Annotated in this window: 17 protein-coding genes and 1 riboswitch; of the genes, 8 read left to right on the forward strand and 9 right to left on the reverse strand. The window is 56.6% G+C overall.

Annotated elements, in window-relative coordinates:
* Positions 1-20: 20 nt before the first annotated feature.
* Together OGM67_03250 and OGM67_03255 are read right to left on the reverse strand one after the other, a co-directional pair.
* Positions 21-701, reverse strand: a complete 681-nt coding sequence (locus OGM67_03250) for a hypothetical protein (GenBank protein UYJ35365.1) — start codon at positions 699-701, stop codon at positions 21-23.
* Positions 702-716: 15 nt separating this feature from the next.
* Complete coding sequence (locus OGM67_03255; protein ID UYJ35366.1) at positions 717-1,475, reverse strand: DUF5058 family protein; 759 nt, start codon at positions 1,473-1,475, stop codon at positions 717-719.
* 168 nt (positions 1,476-1,643) lie between these two features.
* Between OGM67_03255 and radA the strand changes: the two genes are divergently transcribed.
* From radA to OGM67_03270, 3 genes are read left to right on the forward strand one after another with little or no spacing between them, the layout of a single operon-like run.
* Positions 1,644-3,044, forward strand: coding sequence for a DNA repair protein RadA (gene radA, locus OGM67_03260; protein UYJ35367.1), 1,401 nt, complete (start codon positions 1,644-1,646; stop codon positions 3,042-3,044).
* An 11-nt stretch (positions 3,045-3,055) separates the two neighbouring features.
* On the forward strand, positions 3,056-3,931 hold the full coding sequence (locus OGM67_03265; GenBank protein ID UYJ35368.1) for an enhanced serine sensitivity protein SseB: 876 nt from the start codon (positions 3,056-3,058) through the stop codon (positions 3,929-3,931).
* Positions 3,928-4,857: a haloacid dehalogenase-like hydrolase gene (locus OGM67_03270; GenBank protein UYJ35369.1), complete on the forward strand. Its 930-nt coding sequence runs from the start codon at positions 3,928-3,930 to the stop codon at positions 4,855-4,857. The genes OGM67_03265 and OGM67_03270 overlap by 4 nt, the downstream gene beginning before the upstream one ends.
* A gap of 59 nt (positions 4,858-4,916) precedes the next feature.
* Here the strand turns inward: OGM67_03270 and OGM67_03275 are convergent, their stop codons facing one another.
* Both OGM67_03275 and OGM67_03280 read right to left on the reverse strand, forming a co-directional pair.
* Positions 4,917-5,192, reverse strand: a complete 276-nt coding sequence (locus tag OGM67_03275; GenBank protein ID UYJ35370.1) for a hypothetical protein — start codon at positions 5,190-5,192, stop codon at positions 4,917-4,919.
* 12 nt (positions 5,193-5,204) lie between these two features.
* Positions 5,205-5,498 carry a hypothetical protein gene (locus OGM67_03280; protein UYJ35371.1) on the reverse strand — a complete coding sequence of 98 codons (294 nt, stop codon included), beginning with the start codon at positions 5,496-5,498 and terminating at the stop codon, positions 5,205-5,207.
* A gap of 453 nt (positions 5,499-5,951) precedes the next feature.
* Here OGM67_03280 and OGM67_03285 point away from each other — a divergent pair, with 453 nt between their 5' ends.
* A complete protein-coding gene (locus OGM67_03285; GenBank protein ID UYJ35372.1) occupies positions 5,952-7,022 on the forward strand; it encodes a tyrosine recombinase XerC in 1,071 nt (356 codons plus the stop codon).
* On the opposite strand, the gene OGM67_03290 is transcribed toward OGM67_03285, so the two are convergent.
* The 5 genes from OGM67_03290 to queA all read right to left on the reverse strand — a co-directional run bounded on the left by OGM67_03290 (position 6,963) and on the right by queA (position 10,783).
* A complete protein-coding gene (locus tag OGM67_03290; GenBank protein ID UYJ35373.1) occupies positions 6,963-7,607 on the reverse strand; it encodes a hypothetical protein in 645 nt (214 codons plus the stop codon). The genes OGM67_03285 and OGM67_03290 overlap by 60 nt on opposite strands.
* Positions 7,607-8,020: a TIGR04086 family membrane protein gene (locus tag OGM67_03295; GenBank protein UYJ35374.1), complete on the reverse strand. Its 414-nt coding sequence runs from the start codon at positions 8,018-8,020 to the stop codon at positions 7,607-7,609. Before OGM67_03295 ends, OGM67_03290 begins: the two co-directional genes overlap by 1 nt.
* A 58-nt stretch (positions 8,021-8,078) precedes the next feature.
* Positions 8,079-8,429: a preprotein translocase subunit YajC gene (gene yajC / locus OGM67_03300; protein ID UYJ35375.1), complete on the reverse strand. Its 351-nt coding sequence runs from the start codon at positions 8,427-8,429 to the stop codon at positions 8,079-8,081.
* Positions 8,430-8,509: 80 nt separating this feature from the next.
* Positions 8,510-9,643, reverse strand: coding sequence for a tRNA guanosine(34) transglycosylase Tgt (tgt, locus tag OGM67_03305; GenBank protein UYJ35376.1), 1,134 nt, complete (start codon positions 9,641-9,643; stop codon positions 8,510-8,512).
* A 111-nt stretch (positions 9,644-9,754) separates the two neighbouring features.
* Positions 9,755-10,783 carry a tRNA preQ1(34) S-adenosylmethionine ribosyltransferase-isomerase QueA gene (gene queA, locus OGM67_03310; GenBank protein ID UYJ35377.1) on the reverse strand — a complete coding sequence of 343 codons (1,029 nt, stop codon included), beginning with the start codon at positions 10,781-10,783 and terminating at the stop codon, positions 9,755-9,757.
* 69 nt (positions 10,784-10,852) lie between these two features.
* Positions 10,853-11,027: riboswitch (Lysine riboswitch) on the forward strand.
* 124 nt (positions 11,028-11,151) lie between these two features.
* Between queA and asd the strand changes: the two genes are divergently transcribed.
* The 4 genes from asd to OGM67_03330 all read left to right on the forward strand — a co-directional run bounded on the left by asd (position 11,152) and on the right by OGM67_03330 (position 15,199).
* Positions 11,152-12,228 carry an aspartate-semialdehyde dehydrogenase gene (gene asd, locus OGM67_03315; GenBank protein ID UYJ35378.1) on the forward strand — a complete coding sequence of 359 codons (1,077 nt, stop codon included), beginning with the start codon at positions 11,152-11,154 and terminating at the stop codon, positions 12,226-12,228.
* A 39-nt stretch (positions 12,229-12,267) separates the two neighbouring features.
* Complete coding sequence (dapA, locus tag OGM67_03320; protein ID UYJ35379.1) at positions 12,268-13,158, forward strand: 4-hydroxy-tetrahydrodipicolinate synthase; 891 nt, start codon at positions 12,268-12,270, stop codon at positions 13,156-13,158.
* Between the two features lie 65 nt (positions 13,159-13,223).
* Positions 13,224-13,991, forward strand: a complete 768-nt coding sequence (gene dapB, locus OGM67_03325; GenBank protein UYJ35380.1) for a 4-hydroxy-tetrahydrodipicolinate reductase — start codon at positions 13,224-13,226, stop codon at positions 13,989-13,991.
* Positions 13,982-15,199 (forward strand): CapA family protein, encoded by a 1,218-nt coding sequence (locus OGM67_03330; GenBank protein ID UYJ35381.1) that lies wholly within the window; start codon positions 13,982-13,984, stop codon positions 15,197-15,199. The genes dapB and OGM67_03330 overlap by 10 nt, the downstream gene beginning before the upstream one ends.
* The last annotated feature ends 14 nt before the right edge of the window (positions 15,200-15,213 follow it).

A 15,213-nucleotide genomic window follows, 5' to 3' on the forward strand; every position in this document is an offset into this window, starting at 1 on the left:
TTTGTATTCCTCCTATCAGGTCAGACAAGACCCTTTTTGTACAGAATTCGCGCCACAACAAGGCTGAAAACAACGCCGACCGGAACCATAATGCCCACCGTGGACGCATTGAGCGCCGGCACAAAGATAAACAGCACCAGCATGAGGATGACCGGCGCAATGGACAGGCGGACATTTTTAGAGATAAACACGACCGCCAGACCACCGAACAGCGCGGGCAGCAGCTGCGAGAACGCAGGTGCCAAGACAGGGGAGGACAGCAGCGGCGTCAGCGGTACGATGAGCACAACGCCTACTATAATAATCAGCGTTGTCACAATGCTGGATACTGCGATGGCGATGGTGGAGATGATCTCGCCCTCCTCACTGTTGGATTTGACCCCGGCGCGCTCCATGGCGTCAAGGGCGCAGGGAAGCTTGAGGTTCGAGATATTGCCCGTCACAAACGACAGATAGCTGCCGCCCGCGCCGAGCATCGGCACATAGGTGAAAATCTCCACAATCCCCACAGCCCAGTACATCGGGCCGATGGCAATAAAGCCCTTCACAAACGCAGGCCAGTTGACCTGCGCGTGGAAGATCAGGGAAACCGTAATCGGGTATGCCAAAATCAGCAGCATCAGGCCAAGGCCCCAGATGCGGCCCCAGCGGTGTACACTGTCCATGTATGTTTCTTTTTGCTGCAAAACCGTTTTTTCCATATTGCGCACCTCCCTTTAGCTCAGCCAGCTTGTCAGCGGAATGGATGCCCCCATACCGCACAGCATACTGATGGGCAGGGCATAGTCCTGAATCCAGCGCTTTTTGGTGCGCATGGCCGCCACACCGCAGATAACCATTGCCAATGCCGAAGTCAGCATAACAAACACCGGGATAAGACCCGTAAAGTCACCGTGCGTCACATTCATCACATCACTGAACACATAGCCGAGGAACGCACTGATCATGCCCAGAAACATGGCATTGTTGAAAATATCCGCCCAGCGGCTGTCTTTGGCACCCAGCTTGACCATGCCGCCCTGAATGCGCTTTGTCAGCAGCGGGACCAGAATCAGGCCAACCATGATTCCCACCGTCATGACAGCAGCCACCGTTACATAATCCGAGGCCGTGGGAATAGGGGTATTCGTGTTCAGTCCCAGCTCTGTCAGGGATGTACCGGCTGCGACCGTCTCATAGGTCAGGGAGCCTACCACCGACAGCCGCAGCCAAGGCAGCGCGATGCCAAGACTTTTGCTTAAGGAAATGACACCCACCAGAATTGCGATTGCGGGGGCCACCGTAAAAATGGCTGCTGCCGAGATGGTTTTGCGAACAGTTTTCTGCGGCAGACCGATCTCCTTAGCGCGTTTTACGGCACGCCACAGAAAGAACGCTGACTGCGCCAGCACGAACGCCACAATAATGCCGACCAGCACAAATAAGATCGGCGCGTTTACATTGAACTCCATAACATCACACCTTCCCAGTTTCATACTTTAATACGGTAAATTAAAGTATTTTCCTAACTTTAACACAATGTTCAAAAAATAGCAATAGAAAAAGTCGTTTTTGCGGCTACAAATGTTTTTCTGCCACGCATACTTGCCCCCGCGCGCGTTTTGGGATATAATAGAAAAAGTATAGACTTTCGGGAGGCATCCATGCCTAAAGAAAAATTGAAAACCATTTATGTCTGCACCCAGTGCGGCGAAACCAGCCCCCGCTGGCTGGGGCGCTGCCCCTCCTGCGGCGCATGGAACACCATGACGGAGGATGTAGTGGCCGAGCCCGCGAAAACAGCCTCCGGCAAGGCAGCCGCTGCACCGCGCGTTGCGGGACAGACCAGCCTTGTGCCGCAAAAGCTGAAAAGCATCAGCACCACCGAGGAAAAGAGCCGCATCGTCACCGGTATCAGTGAGCTGGATCGGGTGCTGGGCGGCGGCATTGTCATCGGCAGTGTGACGCTCATCGGCGGTGAGCCGGGCATCGGAAAATCCACAATCTTGCTGCAGCTCTGCGGCGAGGTCAGCAAAACCAAAAATGTGCTGTATGTCACAGGCGAGGAATCTGTCCGCCAGATCAAGCTGCGGGCCGTCCGTCTGGATGTGCCGCAGGACAATATCTCACTGGTCGCGGAGAGCGATGTCGATGAGATCTGCGGCCTGATTGAGTCGATGAAGCCCGACCTTGTTGTCATCGACTCGATCCAGACGATGCGTTGTACTGACATTTCCTCCTCCTCCGGCACAGTAAGTCAGGTAAAGGAAAGCTCCGCCCGGTTTTTGAATGTCGCAAAAACGCTTGAGATTCCGACCTTCATTGTTGGCCATGTCAATAAGGACGGTGCCATTGCCGGCCCCAAGGTCATGGAGCATATCGTGGACACCGTGCTTTATTTTGAGGGTGACAAGACCTTGCCCTACCGCGTACTGCGCGCTGTCAAGAACCGGTACGGCTCCACGAACGAGATCGGCATGTTCGATATGACCGGCCGCGGTCTGGCGCAGATTGAGAACCCGTCTCAGGTCATGCTGGAGGGGCGGCCGCTCGGCATCAGCGGCACCTGCGTAGCCTGCGTTATGGAGGGCACCCGCCCGGTGCTGAGCGAGATACAGGCACTGGCAACAAAGACGAGCTTTCCCAGCCCGCGGCGTACCGCCAGCGGCTTTGACTATAACCGGATGTACCTGCTGCTGGCAGTGCTGGAAAAGCGCGCCGGATACGCCTTTTACAGTCAGGATGTCTATATCAATATCATCGGCGGCCTGAAGCTGGATGAGACTGCCTGCGATCTGCCTGTATGCATCGCGTTGGCATCCAGCCTGCTGGACCTGCCGGTGAACGAAAAGACCATGGCCATCGGTGAGGTCGGCTTGGGCGGCGAGATACGCAGCGTTACACATCTGGAAACACGCCTGCGGGAGGCACAGCGCGTTGGCTTTGACACCGCTATCGTACCCAAGCACAATTTAAAGATGATTGATCCTTCGCAATTTCCCGGCCTGAAGCTGGTGGGCGTATCCTACCTGCGGGAAGCCATCAATGCAATAAAATTAAAGTGAGGAACGAACCCATGCCTGAACAGAAAGATCCGAAAGCACCCGTTTTCAACCCGAAAATCAAGGAAACCATTGCAGCCTTCAAGGCGGAAAACAGCCCCAAAAACCTGAACGATATTCTGAACGAACTGGTGCGCTCGCCGCTGCTGGCCCCGGCTGTATTTGACCTGCAGGGCCAGCCCGCCCCCAAGCCCGGCCCGGACGGCCGTGTACAACTGCCCAAGGACACCAAAATCAGCCTTATGATGGTCACAAGCCCCGAGGGCAAGCACTATTATCTGGGCTTCAGTGATTGGGATGCCGCGCATGAATGGCAGGCAAAGCAGGCAAAGGCTGCCCAGCAGATCGTCCTGCTGCGCTTTGATGATTATGCCAACATGATCGCTAAAAACGAGGCTGCGTGCGGGCTGGTCATCAATCCCGGCGAGAACAGCCTGCGTCTGGAGCGCCCGCTCATCGAGTCGGTCAAAAAGCAGAAGGACGAGGTCGCACATAAGATTGCGGACGCCGTAGCACAGCGCGAGGCTCACCGTATCCATCCCGGTGACAAGGTCACCCTGGTTGAGCCGAGCATTCTGCCCGATGCCATGGTAGACCCCATCTGCGAGATTCTGGCCGGTGCCCCCGGTGTCGGCTCTGCCTATCTGTCGGTCATGATCGTCAACGGCGAGGCCCGCAGCTATCTGCTGGTGCTGGACGGTCCCAAGGACGATAAGCTCTTTGCAGCCGTAGCACAGGCCGCCCGCCCGTATCTGTTGAGCCGCGAGAAAAAGATGGATCTGAACATCACCACCTCGATCTCTCCCATGGGCCAGCAGGGTATGCGCGGCAGCGAGCCGTTCTACCGCAAGGGCATTGGCCGCGTAGTCGAGGAGGATGACGACGAATGAGCGTAAAACGCCTGCTGGACTGCACCCCCAGCGATTTAGCCGCCTACCGCAAGACTGACCTGCTGGACGCCATTGCCGGCAGCGAGGGGCGTGTGCTGGCCTGTGAGACCATCGGCCTGACACCGCCGCTGCTGGTCGATGTGACAAACGCCGAATACGCAGCTGCTCTGAGCGCAGACATTTTGCTGCTGAACATGTTTGATGTGCAGCATCCAGTCATCAACGCCTTGCCGAAGGTTCCCGAGACAGAGACCGTGCGGGAGCTCAAGCGTCTGACAGGCCGTGTCATCGGCATCAATCTGGAGCCATGCGACCCCGAGGCCGCAAAAAGCAACGATGGTACGCTGTGGAAGATGAGCAGCGGCCGCTTGGCTACGGTAGAAAACGCGCGCCGCGCCGCCGATATGGGCGTTGACCTGATCGTGCTTACCGGCAACCCCGGCAACGGCGTCAGCAACGAATTGATCGTAGCATCGCTGAAGGAGATTTCTGCCGCTGTCGGTGACCGCGTTATGCTGGCTGCCGGAAAGATGCATGCCTCCGGCGTAGCAGGGGAGGGCGGGGAGAAAATCATGACCCCCGCCGATGCCGAGGCCTTCATTGCAGCGGGCGCGGATATCATTCTGCTGCCTGCACCGGGCACTGTACCGGGCATCACACAGGACTATGCCCACCGCCTGATTGAAGCTGTACACGCACACGGTAAACTGGCGCTGACAGCCATCGGAACCTCTCAGGAGGGTGCCGACACCGCCACGATTCGTCAGATTGCGCTGATGTGCAAGATGGCCGGTGCAGATATCCACCACATCGGCGACACCGGCGTGCCCGGCATGGCACTGCCGCAGAACATCATGGCGTATTCGATTGCAATTCGTGGCGAGCGGCATACTTACCACAAGATGGCGCAATCAATCAACCGTTGAAAAAACTGTTTATACAAAAGCCCTTCGCAGAAGATCGGTTCTGCGAAGGGCTTTTTTCGTTACTGTAGATTTTTATAGTAGTCAGATTGTCCGTCATACCGTGTTTTTTCCTGTAGCTTGTCGATCATATTCAACCTGATCTTTATCATGGCGATGGCTGCTTCGTTTTTCTCGGCGTTCCAGTCCTGCTTGAGCAGCAACAGCCCGCGGTAATAGTCCTCGGTGCGTTTCATGCACTCACGCAGCAGATCAATTTCATCCGGCGTCAGAGAAAGACCGATTGCTTCGGATGCCTCAGGCATCGGAGCCTGCTTTTTGTTACCAAAGAATCCCATACCAAACACCGCTCATTTCTTCACCTTTGTGATCCATTTAACAGCATACACAATGATTGCCGCCGGAACCACGATTTGAATCAACAGGGAAATCAATGCCGACAAAAGCGAGGTCGTAAGGATCAGTGTCCCGATGATCATACGGCTGATTATATGCCAAAGCCATATAAATACCATCAGCGCAATAATCGTGATCAGGATTTTCATTATCGCATCCTTGCTCATTATCGCATCCTTGCTCATGATGCCAACTCCTTTTTTATTTATCATACCAGATTTCCTGCAAATTGCAAGAGCATCGTCCATACGAATGTTGTAAGTGCTTGCGCCGATCTCGCAGCAGCGGATACACCGATACAAAGGACGCGTGTCTTTACCGCAATGGGATCGCAGCAGACACCATCCGCAGGTCCGCAAAAAGCAGCTAACAGACCGAACACAAACCCCAAACCATGCAAGAGTCCAAAATCGCAACAACGCCTTCCCTGTATTTCGCTAAACTGTAATTTAGCGAAGTTATAGAAGCAGAGAAAAGCACCCGCCCTTTCGCTCACTTTTCTGTTGCCGCCTCCGCCTTGGCTGTTTTGCATGAATATTCATGCGCTTTCGTTTTCTGTACGTATTGTAATATGTGTGATGGTTTGCATTTCTTATAAGTTTGTGAAATTGACGCCTGCCGCCTATCTGTGCTACAATAAAAAACGGAATCAGCATTTCTGCATGATTCCGCACTCTGATTTTATATTTTGAGGTTCGATCGTGAGCAGTTATATTGATGTGGCCCATCCGGAGCGTCATGCGCCGTATCTGGATATTCCCGATGATGTAATTGAATATCTTCACTATCTGGATTTTGTAAAGCTGCGCTCCCCGCGCACTGTCAACGGATACTATCTTGACCTGCGCGGCTTTTTCCGCTTTATGATGCAGCGCTGGCAGCGCGTGGCCGATACCACGCCGCCCGATGAGATCACGCTGACCAGCATCACCACCGCCGATATTGCGCAGATTACCAAAAGAGACCTCTTTGACTATCTGGATCACGCCCGCAACGCGGACAACGGCCCCAAGGCCCGCGCCCGTAAGCTGAGCTCGCTGAGGGGCTTTTTCCACTATATGTGTACGCAGGTCAACAAGCTGACAACCAACCCCACGGAAAACATCAGCCTCGGCACACCCCAAAAGGCGCTGCCCAAATACCTGACCGAGACCGAGGCCGTCACCTTGCTGAGCCATATACAAAGTGATTTCTACACGCGGGATTATTGCATTATAACGCTGTTTTTGAATTGTGGTATGCGGTTGGCCGAGCTGGTCACGATCAACATGGGCGATTTCCGCGATGACACCATCCGCATAACCGGCAAAGGCAATAAAGAGCGGCTCGTCTATCTGAACAACGCCTGTCTGGACGCCCTGCAGCGCTACCGGAAGGACCGCGCTTCCCTGCCGAATCTTGTAGACAAGGATGCACTGTTTATCTCCAACCGCACCGGCAAGCGGCTTTCGGCGCGCCGGGTCGAGCAGATCGTAGCCCGCTGCCTGCAAAGTGCCGGTTTGAGCGGTCGCGGATTTTCCCCGCACAAGCTGCGCCATACCGCCGCCACGCTTATGTATCAGGGCGGCGTTGATATGCTGGCGCTGAAAGAAATATTAGGGCACGAAAATGTCTCTACCACGCAGATCTACACCCACATCAACCGCGAACAGCTGAAAAGAGCCGTTGCCGCCTCCCCGCTGGCCAGCCAGAAGTATGTGGAGGAAAAGCCCTCATCGCCCGCTGCCGACAGCGAGGACGAGGACGCCCCCGACAGCACTGACGGCCGCTGACAAAACTATTGCAGCCGCAAAACGGCTCAAAAGCCGCCGCACGGTCCCCGGCGTTTCCCTTGTGGCGCGACCCCGCGCAGCACAGAACAGCTGTGCCGCCAACTGCGCCGACCACCCGGCCAGCCACAGACACAACAGCAGCATAGCAACATCCGATACAGCCGTATCGCAGCGGTAGCGCAGCAGTCCTGCCGCACCGTCAGCCGCTGCCACGGAGGCCGCACAGAAGCCGAGAAATCCCCCGCGCGCCGCAAAAAACAGCACCAGCAGGCCAATGCCCCAGATACAGAACCCGCACAAAAGCACTGCGCAAAGCTGCAGTGCCCCCACCGCAAACCGTGCCCCGAAAGCCGCCGCAAAAGCTGTGCCTTCGGGGCTTTCTGTGTACCAGACTGCCAGCTGTTGGCCCAGTGCCGTGGCGCCGTCCCGGCCCATCCATATACCCGGCAGATACCCAGCAAGAAACGCCGCGCCAAGCCAGACAACGCAGTCCGGCTGCCGCCCCGACACGGTTTTACGCTTCGGCTCCTTGGTTCGCAGCTGCGGCAGCGCAGGCAGACGCAGTGCCGTCCGAGCCGCCCGCATCAGCGGTTTGTCCGCAGGGCTGTTACCGCACTACCCAGCAGACCTCCCAGAAGCAGAGCAATCGGCAGCATCACATTACTGCCCTGCCAGTTTACCTCTCCGCCCGCGAGCAGTGATGCTCCCAGCAGACAAGCCGTATAAAACACACCGCAGCCCAGCCCGCACAGAAGCAGCTTTTCCCTGCACTGATGCGCCAGAACTGCAGCGGATACTGCCGCCCCCGCTGCAGCTGCCATACAGGCCATCGGCCGCACGAGGCCCAGCGGCAGCGCCGTATGCGTCAGCAAAAACGCACACGCCGCCAACAACAGCATACAGCTTCCCACACCGCAGCCAAAGGCAGCCAACAGCACAGCAGCCGTTGTTTTTCGGCGCGCCGCTCTGGGCGGCTTGCGCAGATTTTTTCCAGCCATAAAAAACGCCCCCTTGCACAGTCAACACTATGCAAGGGGGCGTGTGTATTATGCCTGCTTACTTCTTGACAGGGGCAGACTTGCTGTCCTTGCCGGTGTCCAGCTTCTCCACAGAAGAAATTGCAGAGCGGCGGAAGCGGATCTTGGTGCGGTCGCTGCCGGTCTCGATAACGAGGGTGTCGTCCTTGTCGGCGATGGCGCAGACAATGCCAACAATACCACCGATGGTGGTGACCTTGTCACCGATCTCAATGGAGTTGCGCATGGCAGCATCCTTCTTGTCCTGACGCTTCTGCGGCAGGTAGATCAGAACGATCATAAAGACGATAATCAGAACCATCGGCAGGAAGCTGATCAGCATTTCTGCGGTAGTGGCCGTGCCGGCAGCGGCATTCAAAAACTGGATCATAGCAAGTATACTCCTTAAAAATAACGATTTCTTCTATTATATCGAATCAGTGTGCATTGTGCAAGCGTTTTGTCAAAAAATCAGATGCGGGTGTCAAGTTTATGCACATAGGTATCGTGGAACTGCTGGAAGGTGCCGTTGTCCAGCGCCTCGCGGATGCGCTCCATCAGGTGATTGTAGAAATACAAGTTGTGCATAACCGCCAGACGCATGCCCAGCAGTTCATCCGCCTTCTGCAGATGGCGGATGTAGGCGCGGGAGAAATTGCGGCAGACCGGGCAGTCGCAGTGCGGGTCGATAGGCGATTCGTCGCGCTCATACTTCAGATTTTTGATGTTGATGACGCCGTCCCAAGTAAACAGATGGCCGTGGCGGGCGTTGCGGCTGGGCATAACACAGTCAAACAAATCCACACCGCGGTATACGCCCTCGATGATATTGCCGGGCGTACCGACGCCCATCAGGTAGCGGATCTTGTCCTTGGGGGCAAACGGCTCCACCGCAGAGATGATGTCGTACATTACCTCTGCAGGCTCACCCACAGCCAGACCGCCGATGGCATAGCCGTCCATATCGTACTCCGCGATCTGCTTCATATGCTCTACACGCAGATCCGCGAAGGTGCAGCCCTGATTGATGCCGAACAACAGCTGATCCGGGTTGACTGCCTTTTCTTCATGCTTCAGACGGTTCATCTCCGCCTTGCAGCGCAGCAGCCAGCGCGCCGTGCGGGCGCAGCTGTTTTTGGCATATTCATAGGTTGCCGGGTTTTCAACACACTCATCAAAGGCCATGGCGATGGTGGAGCCCAGATTAGCCTGGATCTGCATGCTCTGCTCCGGGCCCATAAAGATCCGGTGTCCGTCCAGATGAGAGTTGAAGGTCACGCCTTCCTCGGTGATCTGGCGCAGCTTGGCCAGACTGAACACCTGAAATCCGCCGCTGTCCGTCAGGATGGGGCCGCCCCATTTTGTGAATTTGTGCAGGCCGCCCATATCGGCCACCAGCTTATCACCCGGACGCAGATGCAGATGATAGGTGTTGCACAGCATGACCTGTGCGCGGATATCCTTGAGATCCAGCGCCGAAAGACCGCCCTTGATGGCAGCGGCCGTGGCAACATTCTGGAACGCGGGGGTCTGTACCGTACCGTGGACCGTGGTAAACTCACCGCGGCGGGCGGCACCTTCCTGTTTGATAAGGCGGTAAGGCATAGATACTATCTCCATTTTATATATTGTCCGAAAAAAGCGGCGCAGAGGGCTTTTCCCCGCACCGCCTAATAGAATATTATAGAAGAAAACCGATGATTCGTCAACCGGCAATCAGCGAATGAACATCGCATCACCGAAGCTGAAGAAGCGGTATTTTTGCTCAACAGCGGTCTTATAGGCAGCCATCGTCTTATCATAGCCGTAGAAGGCGGCAATCAGCATGATAAGGGTGCTTTCCGGCAGATGGAAGTTTGTGATCAGGCCGTCAATGGCGTGCAGCTCGATGCCGGGATAAATAAAGATGCTGGTGTTGCCGCTGCAGGGCACGATCTTACCGTAGCGATCCCAGACGGCTTCCAGCGTGCGGCAGCTGGTTGTGCCGACAGCAATCACGCGATGGCCCGCCGCACGGGTCTCATTGATAAGCTTCGCAGTCTCCTCGCTGACAGAGTACCACTCGCTGTGCATTTGATGGTCCTCAATGTCCTCCTCATTCACAGGGCGGAAGGTGCCAAGCCCGACATGCAGCGTAACCTCGGCAATGTTCACCCCGCGGGAGCGGATAGTATCCATCAGCTGCGGGGTAAAATGCAGGCCGGCCGTCGGCGCGGCGGCACTGCCAAGCTCCTTGGCATAGACGGTCTGGTACTGGCTTTGATCCTCAAGCTGCTTCGTGATGTAGGGCGGCAGCGGCATTTTGCCGAACTCGTCCAGCTTCTCATACAAAGTCTCTGTATCATAGCTGAAAGTTACATGCTTGTTGCCGTCCGGCAGCGTCTCGTCCACCACGGCAGTCAGGCTGCCGTCACCGAATTCCACCTTTGTGCCGGGCTGCATCCGCTTGCCGGGGCGGGCCAGACACTCCCATGTATCGCCCTTGACCTGACGCAGCAGCAGCAGCTCACAAACCGCACCCGTGGGAACCTTGGTGCCCATCAGGCGGGCGGGCAGGACCTTGGAGTTGTTGACCACCAGCAGATCGCCTTTTTCCAGATAGTGGGGCAGCTCATGGAATACCGAGTGCAGGATCTTATCGTTCTTGCGGTCCAGCACCATCAGGCGGGCAGCGTCCCGCGGGTCAGCGGGTTCCTGCGCGATCAACTCTTTAGGCAGGTCATACCAGAAATCTTTTTTCAACATGATTTTTCATCCTTTTTCACTTTAAAGCGATATTATCTTGACATTCGTTCCGGGGCATACTATAATGAATCCAAACACAGAGGCGCGAAGTGCATCAGTACCGGTTTCTTTATTCCCTGCCAAGGGCGGAAACGGGAAAGGGTCCTTCGCCGAAGGGGATGCGCGGCACGCATCTTCCTGGGTCCGTAGCCGAACAGGTGCGGGACTGTCACACCGCAAAACGGTGTGTTGCGCTGTGTTATATGCAATATGATATTATATTGCATTTTGTGCCGGTTTTCAAGCCGGTTTTTTTATTATCTGTGCAAAATTTCGTTTGGACTGCATAGATATTGGGAAGGGTTTGTGAAAGGAAGGTCTTAGTCAGGATGAAACAGTACAATGTTGGTGTCATCGGTGCAACCGGTATGGTCGGTCAGCGCTTTATCACGCTGCTGGAAAATCACCCTTGGTTCAATCTGGTTACCCTTGCAGCCAGCGCACGCAGCGCAGGCAAAACCTATGAGGAGGCCGTCGGCAGCCGCTGGCTCATGACGACCCCCATGCCCGAGAGCGTCAAGAAGATGGTCGTGCTGGATGCCGCCAATGTTGAGGAGGTCGCATCCAAAGTCGATTTCGTTTTCTGCGCCGTCAACATGAAGAAGGAGGAGATCAAGGCACTGGAGGAGGCCTACGCCAAGGCCGAGTGCCCCGTTGTCTCCAACAACAGCGCACACCGCTTTACCCCTGATGTGCCGATGGTCGTGCCTGAGATCAACGCCGACCATATCGAGATCATCCCCGCACAGCGCAAGCGTCTGGGCACCAAGCGCGGCTTTGTGGCCGTCAAGTCCAACTGCAGCCTGCAGAGCTATGTGCCTGCCCTGCATCCCCTGCGCAAATACGGCATCTCGGATGTGCTGGTCTGCACCTATCAGGCTATCTCCGGTGCCGGCAAAACGTTTGAAACCTTCCCCGACATTCTCGACAACGTCATCCCCTACATCGGCGGCGAAGAGGAAAAGAGCGAGCAGGAGCCGCTGAAGCTGTGGGGTCATATCGAGGGCGATCGGATTGTGTCCGCAGATGCCCCCCGCTTCACGGCGCAGTGCCTGCGTGTTCCCGTTTCTGACGGCCACATGGGCGCCGTCTTTGTACGCTTTGAAAATAAGCCGACCAAGGAAGAGGTTCTGCAGGCATGGAAGGAATTCCACGGCCCCGCACAGGATCTGAATCTGCCCAGCGCCCCCAAGCAGTTCCTGCACTATTTTGAGGAAAACGACCGTCCGCAGCCGAAGCTTGACCGTATGCTGGAGAACGGCATGTCTGTCAGCATCGGACGCCTGCGCGAGGATAACCAGTACGATTACAAATTTGTCTGCCTGTCTCACAACACACTGCGCGGCGCGGCAGGCGGCGCTGTTCTGCTGGCCGAGCTGCTGGCCGCCAAGGGCTATTTTGACTGATTCGATACAAAGCAACGCTTTGGTGTAAGGAGAATTTGTATGAAGAAACCCGTTTTTACAGGAGCCGCTGTGGCCATCATTACCCCGATGCACGCGGACGGCAGCGTCAACTATGACGAGCTGGGCCGCATTATCGAGGATCAGATTGCCCACAGCACCGATGCCATTGTCATCTGCGGCACTACCGGTGAGTCCCCGACGATGACCGACGAGGAGCATACCGAGTGCATCCGCTATGCCGTCAAAAAAGTGGCCGGGCGCGTTCCCGTAGTGGCGGGCACCGGCTCCAACGATACAAAGTATGCGATCTGGCTATCCCAGCAGGCCGAGGCCGATGGTGCCGATGCCCTGCTGCTGGTCACCCCCTACTACAACAAGGCCAGTCAGGCGGGCCTGATTGCCCACTACACGGCCATTGCGGATGCTGTGCATCTGCCCTGCATCCTCTACAATGTGCCCAGCCGCACCGGCTGCAACCTGACCCCGGCCACGCTGGCGGAGCTTGCCAAGCACCCCAACATCAACGCCGTTAAGGAGGCCAGCGGCAACATCAGTCAGGTGGCGGAGATCGCCGCCCTCTGCGGTGATGAGCTGAACCTCTACTCCGGCAATGATGATCAGATCGTCCCGCTGCTGGCGCTGGGCGGCAAGGGTGTTATCAGCGTGCTGTCCAATGTGGCACCGCAGTACACCCACGACATCTGCGCCAAGTGGTTTGCCAGTGATTTTGATGAGAGCCTTGCGATGCAGCTGAAGGCGCTGCCCCTCATCAAGGCCCTGTTTGCCGATGTAAACCCCATCCCGGTCAAGTGGGCCATGAACCGTCTGGGATGGCAGGCCGGCGAATGCCGTCTGCCGCTTGTGGCCCCCTGCGCAGCCGTACAGGCACAGCTGGAAAAGGCTCTGCAGGATTTCGGCCTGCTGAAATAATTCGCAGCCGACCCTCCGTCCGGTACGGGTCGGCTTTTTGTGTTTTTGTGAAAGGAATGGCAACAATGACGGATATCATCATTCAGGGTATCTGCGGCCGCATGGGGCGCGCCCTGCTGGAGAAAATCGGTGTACGGGACGATTGCCGTGTCGTCGCCGGTGTGGACCGCGAGCCGGGGCATCTGGGCGAGATCCCCATCTTCTCCGACTTTGATGCGCTGCCCTGCCGCGGCGTTATCATCGACTTTTCCTCTCCCGCCGGGGCTGTGGCTGCAGCACAGTATGGCGCAGCCAACGGTCTGCCCTGCGTGATCTGTTCCACCGGTCTTTCCAAGGCGGACGAGGCCGTGCTGGAGGCCGCCAGCGCCAAAACGCCGATCTTCCGCAGCGCCAACATGTCGGTGGGCGTCAATGTACTGATCGAGCTGGCGCGTCAGGCCACAAAGCTTCTGGGCGGCGAGTTTGACATCGAGATCATCGAAAAGCACCACCATAACAAGCTGGATGCCCCCAGCGGCACCGCACTGATGATTGCCGATGCCATCAACGCCGAGGCTGACGGCCGGTATGAGTATGTCTACGACCGCACTCAGGTCCGCCAAAAGCGCGGCGCGCAGGAGCTGGGCATCAGCTCGGTGCGCGGCGGCGGCATTGTAGGCGAGCACGATGTCCTTTTCTGCGGCCCTGACGAGGTCGTCACGCTGAGCCACAGCGCGGGAAGCCGCGGTGTCTTTGCTGACGGTGCCGTGCAGGCTGCGCTCTACATTGCGGCTCTTGCCCCGGGCTACTATACCATGACCGATCTGCTGCGGGGTAAGCTGTTATGCGAATGAAGGGAAACGACATTGCCGCCTGTCTGGTGATTGCGCTGGGCGTGGGCGGTGTGCTTGCCGGCTCTCTGCTGGGTGTCGGCAATCAGGAGCAGGCCCTGCCCGCTGCGGAACCGCAGCCGGTGGCGGCTGTCGAGCCCGCTGCCACACCGGAGCCTACCCCTGAGCCGCAGCCTGTTGTGGAGACCGTGCGCTTTTCTGCCACAGGAGATGACCTGATCCATGACGGCATCTTCCTGCAGGCTAAACAGCGCGGCGGTGACCACTATGACTTTTCCTTTGCCTATGAGAACATGCGGGACTTCTACACCCAGTTCGATGTAAACTGGCTCAATCAGGAAACGCTGGTCAATGACGCTTTCGCCCCCAGCGGCTACCCGATGTTCTCCACCCCCGGTGAGATCACCGATACGCTGTACAGCCTTGGCTTCCGGGTGTTCAGCCTGTCCAACAACCACAGCTATGACAAGGGCGCTGCAGGCATTGATGCCTCGCGTGAGCATTGGGCCGCCATGCCGGATGATGTTGTCTCGATGGGCTTTTATAATCTTGACACCTATGACGATTATGTCTATCAGACCGTCAACGGCATCACCTTCGGCTACCTGTCCTATACGGAGCATACCAACGGGCTGCCCACCCCCTCCGGGGCTACCTACGGCGTGGTTTATCTCGATGACCGCGATACCATTGCCCGGCAGATCGCCGCTATGCGCCCCAACTGTGATGTGCTGGTGGTAAGCGCGCACTGGGGCACCGAGGGCACCCATGTTGTCAACGATTTTCAGAAGGATACCGCCCAGTGGCTGGCAGATCAGGGCGTTGACCTGATCATCGGCACCCACCCCCATGTGACCCAAAACGCCGCATGGCTGACGGGTGCCAACGGCAATACTGCCCTTGTCGTATACAGTCTGGGCAACTTCATCAATGCGCAGTCCTCGTCTGATAATGTCATCGGCGCGATTTTGGACATAACCTTTGAGAAAACCACCCAGCCCGACGGCAGCAGCACCGTTGCCATGCTTGACCCCAAGCTGCACTGTGTTATAAGCCAATATGAGGCCGGGTATAAGGATATCCGTGTCTACCCCTACAGCATGTACACCGATGAACTGGGTGCCGCCCACGGCGAGTTTACCCTCTCCCGCGAATACATTGAAAGCGTGCTCCGCAATTCTATCGATGAGCAGTTTATTACATTCGATTGAAAGAAAGGATGACT

The organism is Oscillospiraceae bacterium (genome assembly GCA_025757985.1).
In the GTDB taxonomy this organism is placed as follows: domain Bacteria; phylum Bacillota; class Clostridia; order Oscillospirales; family Ruminococcaceae; genus Gemmiger.

What these genes read in the sequence shown, in the direction of transcription:
- OGM67_03295 (UYJ35374.1), bottom strand. Translation starts at nt 8,020, where the DNA reads ATGGCTGGAAAAAATCTGCGCAAGCCGCCCAGAGCGGCGCGCCGAAAA.
- dapA (UYJ35379.1), top strand. Translation starts at nt 12,268, where the DNA reads ATGAAGAAACCCGTTTTTACAGGAGCCGCTGTGGCCATCATTACCCCG.
- tgt (UYJ35376.1), bottom strand. Translation starts at nt 9,643, where the DNA reads ATGCCTTACCGCCTTATCAAACAGGAAGGTGCCGCCCGCCGCGGTGAG.
- queA (UYJ35377.1), bottom strand. Translation starts at nt 10,783, where the DNA reads ATGTTGAAAAAAGATTTCTGGTATGACCTGCCTAAAGAGTTGATCGCG.
- radA (UYJ35367.1), top strand. Translation starts at nt 1,644, where the DNA reads ATGCCTAAAGAAAAATTGAAAACCATTTATGTCTGCACCCAGTGCGGC.
- OGM67_03330 (UYJ35381.1), top strand. Translation starts at nt 13,982, where the DNA reads ATGCGAATGAAGGGAAACGACATTGCCGCCTGTCTGGTGATTGCGCTG.
- dapB (UYJ35380.1), top strand. Translation starts at nt 13,224, where the DNA reads ATGACGGATATCATCATTCAGGGTATCTGCGGCCGCATGGGGCGCGCC.
- OGM67_03290 (UYJ35373.1), bottom strand. Translation starts at nt 7,607, where the DNA reads ATGCGGGCGGCTCGGACGGCACTGCGTCTGCCTGCGCTGCCGCAGCTG.
- OGM67_03280 (UYJ35371.1), bottom strand. Translation starts at nt 5,498, where the DNA reads ATGGACGATGCTCTTGCAATTTGCAGGAAATCTGGTATGATAAATAAA.
- yajC (UYJ35375.1), bottom strand. Translation starts at nt 8,429, where the DNA reads ATGATCCAGTTTTTGAATGCCGCTGCCGGCACGGCCACTACCGCAGAA.
- OGM67_03270 (UYJ35369.1), top strand. Translation starts at nt 3,928, where the DNA reads ATGAGCGTAAAACGCCTGCTGGACTGCACCCCCAGCGATTTAGCCGCC.
- OGM67_03265 (UYJ35368.1), top strand. Translation starts at nt 3,056, where the DNA reads ATGCCTGAACAGAAAGATCCGAAAGCACCCGTTTTCAACCCGAAAATC.
- OGM67_03250 (UYJ35365.1), bottom strand. Translation starts at nt 701, where the DNA reads ATGGAAAAAACGGTTTTGCAGCAAAAAGAAACATACATGGACAGTGTA.
- asd (UYJ35378.1), top strand. Translation starts at nt 11,152, where the DNA reads ATGAAACAGTACAATGTTGGTGTCATCGGTGCAACCGGTATGGTCGGT.
- OGM67_03275 (UYJ35370.1), bottom strand. Translation starts at nt 5,192, where the DNA reads ATGGGATTCTTTGGTAACAAAAAGCAGGCTCCGATGCCTGAGGCATCC.
- OGM67_03255 (UYJ35366.1), bottom strand. Translation starts at nt 1,475, where the DNA reads ATGAAACTGGGAAGGTGTGATGTTATGGAGTTCAATGTAAACGCGCCG.